Source organism: Microbispora sp. ATCC PTA-5024, assembly GCF_000511135.2.
Classification (GTDB): domain Bacteria; phylum Actinomycetota; class Actinomycetes; order Streptosporangiales; family Streptosporangiaceae; genus Microbispora; species Microbispora corallina.
Window position 1 is genome coordinate 888,605 of the sequence record NZ_KI866523.1, and the last position, 5,292, is coordinate 893,896.

Annotated in this window: 7 protein-coding genes; 1 reads left to right on the forward strand and 6 read right to left on the reverse strand. The window is 65.3% G+C overall.

Features of this window, described 5'->3' with window-relative positions:
* Positions 1–135: 135 nt before the first annotated feature.
* Complete coding sequence (locus MPTA5024_RS16665) at positions 136–678, forward strand: SMI1/KNR4 family protein (protein WP_157099505.1); 543 nt, start codon at positions 136–138, stop codon at positions 676–678.
* A 92-nt stretch (positions 679–770) separates the two neighbouring features.
* On the opposite strand, the gene MPTA5024_RS16670 is transcribed toward MPTA5024_RS16665, so the two are convergent.
* The 6 genes from MPTA5024_RS16670 to MPTA5024_RS16695 all read right to left on the reverse strand — a co-directional run.
* A complete protein-coding gene (locus MPTA5024_RS16670) occupies positions 771–1,154 on the reverse strand; it encodes an MmcQ/YjbR family DNA-binding protein (protein WP_036324956.1) in 384 nt (127 codons plus the stop codon).
* 246 nt (positions 1,155–1,400) lie between these two features.
* The gene (locus MPTA5024_RS16675; RefSeq protein WP_036324957.1) at positions 1,401–2,048 is read right to left on the reverse strand and encodes a nitroreductase family protein; all 648 of its coding nucleotides are present in this window, start codon (positions 2,046–2,048) and stop codon (positions 1,401–1,403) included.
* 60 nt (positions 2,049–2,108) lie between these two features.
* Positions 2,109–2,903: an isocitrate lyase/PEP mutase family protein gene (locus MPTA5024_RS16680; RefSeq protein ID WP_198167190.1), complete on the reverse strand. Its 795-nt coding sequence runs from the start codon at positions 2,901–2,903 to the stop codon at positions 2,109–2,111.
* A 299-nt stretch (positions 2,904–3,202) separates the two neighbouring features.
* Positions 3,203–3,661 (reverse strand): carboxymuconolactone decarboxylase family protein, encoded by a 459-nt coding sequence (locus MPTA5024_RS16685; RefSeq protein WP_198167191.1) that lies wholly within the window; start codon positions 3,659–3,661, stop codon positions 3,203–3,205.
* Between the two features lie 442 nt (positions 3,662–4,103).
* Positions 4,104–4,472, reverse strand: coding sequence for a GNAT family N-acetyltransferase (locus MPTA5024_RS16690; RefSeq protein WP_051458259.1), 369 nt, complete (start codon positions 4,470–4,472; stop codon positions 4,104–4,106).
* A gap of 341 nt (positions 4,473–4,813) precedes the next feature.
* Positions 4,814–5,292, reverse strand: a 479-nt coding sequence (locus tag MPTA5024_RS16695; protein ID WP_198167192.1) for a TetR family transcriptional regulator C-terminal domain-containing protein, incomplete at its 5' end; no start/stop codon positions are given.

The following is a 5,292-nucleotide window of genomic DNA, read 5'->3' on the forward strand; positions in this document are numbered from 1 at the left end:
CCCGGGACGTCACCACGTGAAGTCGGCGCGTTGCGGAAGATGCGCTCCATGCGGCCACGTGACGAGCATTGCCAAGTCGGCGTTGGGGGCCTAGATCGGATGAGATGTCAGCCGTGACGGATATCGTCTCCCGCCATGAGTGTCCAGTACGCATGGTCTGACCTCTTTCCAGCAGAGGAGCCGATGCCCGAAGGTCCCGACCGTCCGCCAATAGGACCGGACGACGGTCTCCACCCCCCGGCAAGTGAGCTAGAGGTCAGTCAACTCGAAGAGCGGTTGCGCATGAGCCTGCCGCCGAGCTATCGGCAGTTCCTCCTGTTCGCCAACGGCTGGGGCGTCGATGAGTACTCCCTGCGGCCGGTCGCGGACGTCGGCTGGCTCCGCGACCTTGAGCCCTGGATGGTCGAGTCCTGGTCATCGCCCGAGGGCGAGAAGCCTTGGAGCGTGCCCGATGACCTCTACCTCGTCTACGGGGAGGAGCAGGACTGCGTCCATCTGAGAGAGGAGTATCTGCCCGGCACCCTTCTGGTCGGGCACTGGGACGATGGAGAATTTCTCCTCAACCCTCACGTCAAGACCGCTGACGGCGAATGGGAGGCCTGGTATCTCGCGCCTTGGTTGCCAGGCGCGAATCGCCACAGGTCATTCTGGGACCTGATGAAGGGCCAATTGAGTTAGCCCACATTGACTACCGCCGAATGTCATGGTGGGTACGTGGTCATCGCGCGCTCCGTCCTGGAGCTTCTCGCCGCTGATGGGCATGACGAAGGTCAGGCGCGGCGGCCGTACGTGCGCGGATCCACGGGCTGCTCGGACTTGGGAAGCCCGTCGACAACCAGACGGTAGGAGTCGATCACGAGCTCCTTCACCAGCTTCTCGTCGATGGTGCCCCCACCTTCCACCGTGATCCAGTGCCTCTTGTTCATGTGATAGCCGGGGGTGATGTCTGCGTACTGTTCACGCAGGGCTGCGGCGTTGTCCGGATCAGCTTTCAGGATCACGACGGGGCGCCCCGGCATGTCGGTCATGAGCATGAAGACCTTGCCACGCACCTTGTAGAGCTCCCAGTCGGGGTCGAAACGACGCTCCAGGTCGGCGCCAGGCAGTTCCATGGTGCAGTCGCCCGCGATCTTCTGCAGTTCCCGTCCGTCCAAGCTGATCAACTCCTCTGTCGATCCGAGTGCTCTGATCGCCGGCGAAGGCCCACGGTGGCGTCTCCCGCATGGCCGCCACGAACGGCGGCGCCCGCACGCCGGCAACGGCCAGGACAGTGGCGATGGCCGAGACGATGACCGGCGGCGCCTGCCGCCGGTCTGGTTGTCCGGCGTGGACCGACATCGAGGACCGAGGTGCCCGCGGTCCGCGTACTTCGGCCACAGTCGTTCCGATGCCGGAAATGTTCAGGCGAAGGTGAACAGCTGGTCGGCGTCGAAGCGCGAGATCGGGTCGGTGTACACCTTCGTAAGGTCGGGGTAGCCGAGGGCCAGCAGCACTGTGGTGGTGTGTCCGGTTTCGCGAATCTTGAACGCCTTGTCGACGCTGGTCGGGTCGAACCCTTCGAGCGGCATTGCTTCGACGCCGAGTTCGGCGGCCGCCATCATGGTCATGCCCAGCGCCATGTAGGTCTGTTTCTCCATCCAGTGGTTCACGTCCTTGTAGCCGTAGTTGCGCAGGTTGAGGAAGTCGCGGGTCATCGACTGCCACAGCGCGCGCTTCGCCGGGTCGCCGAACCGGCCGTCGGCGGTCTCCTTGTCGAACACCTCTCTGATGTGGCTCTCGGGCAGATCCGCCCGGGTGGTGAGGATGATGGTGTGCGACGCGTTCAGGATCTTCCCGCCGTTGTCTTGGAAACGTTCGCCCAGGTTGGCCACGAGGTGCTCTTTGGCTTCGGCCGTGGCGAGTACGTAGAAGTGGTTGGGCTGAATGTTCGTCGACGACGGCGTGGACCGCAGAAACCTCAACAGTTTTTGAAGGGTCTCTTCCGGGATGGTCTTACTGGGGTCGAAAGCCCTGGTGAGGTGCTTGCTCATGAGCTTGTCGAGATCCATGGCAACCTGCCTTTTTCGTGCAATCAGTGGGTGAAGAGCCCGTGATTCGTTGGGTTTGGGCTAGTTCTTGCCAGAGGCGAGTAGTTCGCTGATGCGCTCGAAGCTGATGCCTGTCGTCGCCGAGGCGAGGTCGCCCGCGACGAGCGCCTTGGTGGCCTGTTCCAGTGCCCCCATCGCGTGGACGTAGAGGAACGGGCCCACGCTGATGCGTTTGACCCCGGCCTTCTGCAGTTCGGCAACGGTCAGCACCTCGTCCGCCGGGGACACGAGGACGTTGACCGGTGTCGGCGCTACCGCGGTGACGATCGCCTCAAGGGCGTCGAGGTCGGGTGGGTACGGGGCGTAGAGCACATCCGCGCCGACCTCGGCGAAGGCCGTCAGACGCCGGATGGTGTCGTCGAGATCGGGACGCCCCTGGATGAAGTTGTCGGTGCGGCCGGTGACGACGATGCGCCCCTTGGCCGCGTCGACGGCGCTACGTACGCGGCTGACTGCCTCGTCGAAGTCGCGGATGGGCTGATCGGGATTGCCCGAGGTGTCCTCGATCCCGATACCGGCCAGGCCAGACTCCACGGCGGCCTCAACGGTGGCCGCGACATCTTCGACCGTGTCGCCGTAACCGTCCTCGAAGTCTCCGTTGACGGGCAGCCCGGTGAGCCGGCCGAGCAGTCGCGCGTGCTCGAGATGCTCGTCGCGGGTGACTTCGTGACGTCCGTCGGACCGGCCGAGTGTGGCGGCGAGCGCCGCCGACGATGTCGCGATCGCCTCGAAGCCGGCATCGGCCAGCATCAGCGCCGAGAGGCCGTCCCAGGCGTTCGGCATGACGAACCCACCGTCGCGGGTGTGCAGCGCCATGAATTTCTCATAGAGGTCCGAGCCCGGCATGTCGCGCCTTCCTGAATGATCGTTGCCTCGGTGAGGGTTTGCCGGCTGGGTGCGCCGACCGCGTCGTTCCGGCGATCAACCGGTGGGTGAGGTGTTGTTGGGGTACGCGCGATGCGTGCACCTGTCCGCCCCTCGGTGTCTGTCGCGGGTACTCCGAGATCAACTGACGCCCGCCGATGACGCAGGTCCCGGCATGCCACCCAGTTCTTGACATGCTCGATCACGCTCTCGCTCGCCGCGTCGGGCGCCGTCAGGTGGAGGTTGTGGTTCTACTGGGCCACGGCCGTATCGACCGAGCCGACGGCGGGGATGTCGAGGTCGGTCTGGTTGACGTTGTTGATGAAGTTGGTGAGCAGGAACTGCACTGCCGACGCGACGATCGCCAGGATCTGCGGGTCGGTGTACCCGGCGCCTCGCACGTCCGCGAGCTCGGCGTCGCTGACCTTCCCGCGGCTTTCGACCACCCGTTGCGCGAAGCGGGCGGCCGCGGCGCGTTTGGGATCGACCGAGCTCCCGAGGCGGCCGAGCTCGATGTCGTCGCCCGACATGCCGCCGAATTCGGTCGCGACGTGGGTGTGCATCGCGAGGCAGTAACCGCAGCCGTTGGCCTGCGACACGGCCAGCGCGATGCTGTGCCGGGTCCTCGCGTCCAGAACCCGGCTCAAGGTGCCCTGCAGAGTCGTGACGGCCTCGAGAACGGCTGGGTTCGACGCGATGGTCTTGAACATGTTCGGGACGAAGCCGAGCTGCGCACCGACAGTGTCGAGTATTCGCTGCGTGCCGGCAGGTACATCCTCTGGGGCGGGAGCGTTCAGTCGTGACACAGCGAATCGACCTCCGGTCGGGGTGTGAGTATTCGTCGTCGAGCCGAAGTCGGGCTCTTGGTGCTTGAGAGTTCCGCCGCAGGCCCTACTGTCCTGGCCGCGACCTGGAGGGTGGCGTGAGTGCGCCGGGCGCCCGGGTGACCTGCATCGCGAGGGGCGACTCCGCCGGCGCCGAGTTCCGGATCTCTTCATCACGGGAACCGCGTAACAGGACTATATAGTCCAAAAACTGCGGTTACAACCTTCTGTCGTAACGAAAGCCCCAAGTCGCACGGGGCGACGCCATCCGACTCCGAGCGGGAGGCCGATCGGAGCGCCGAGGCGTTCTTACGATGGCCGCGTGGTCTCAGCCGCGGGCCTTGGCTTGCGCCGCCTCGGCGGACGCACGATCGGGGTAGCCGGGGTGTCGAGCGTCGATCAGATCGGCATAGGCGGTCGTTCGTGAGAGGTAGTCGACCACAAAGGGGCAGATCGCGGTGATCGTGCCCTCACGGGCGCGGATCTCGTCGAGCACTCGCAGCACCATCGCACCGGCGACACCTTGGTGCTGATGACTGGGCTCGACTTCGGTGTGCTTGAGGGCGTACCGGTTGGGCTTCAGATGGGTGTAGTAGAGCCAGCCGACCAGTTCGCCGTCCCGGTACAGCTCGAAGCGGCCCCGGCTGGTGTCGTCGATCAGATCTTCGGCAGCCGGTGCCCGTTCTTCGCTGCTCATCGGCCCACTCCTTCGACGTGTATCTGCGGCATGCGTTCGGGCAGTCGTCGTTTTGGACGATGTAGTCCAACTATGGCGTGCGGAAGCTCGCTCGGCAAAGCTGGAGTGCCGTACGTTGGACTGGACGGTCCGCGCGCAAGGATGAAGACACCCGGCCTCCACGAGGCGCTGATCGATGACGGGGTCGTCGGGTGACCTGGCTCACGCGACTACGGGCGAGTGGGTCTCGCTCACACATCCCACCGCGCGAGGCACGAAGATGACTTCGACTGGGCACATGGCGGCTTTCGACCAGGAGGTGCTGCGCGGTACCCCAGTTCGTGTCTCGGCGGGGATCGAGCTCACACCTGAGGCTGTTGCAGATCTTGCTGGGCACGGGCCGCGTCCTGAGCCTGCGACTTCGGTCCGGATCCGGAGCCGTTCGGGGATGAGCTTTCAGACAGGCTCTCGATGTGCGCGAGTGCCATGTCGATCGAGGTTGCCATCGGTGTGACATCGCGCGCGGTCTGGGCCAGCATGTACCCGCCCTGGAGGGCGGCCATGAGCCCGGTCGCGAGCTGGTCGACCGATACCTCGGGCGCAAGCCCGCCACCGTCTTGAAGCCGTCGCAACACGTCCGCCAGGAGTCCCTGCCATTCGGCGAAAAGGTGGGACAGGGCCTGGCGCGCGAGGGCGTCGTGATCGGAGACCTCGGAGGCCAGCGAACCGAGCGCGCAGCCGTAGGCGCCATGTCGAAGGGCGTTGTTCTGGACCAACGCGTCCCGCCAGCGGCGCAGGCCTCGGATCGTCGAGACGTGGCCGAGGGCGTCGCGCTCGCGTT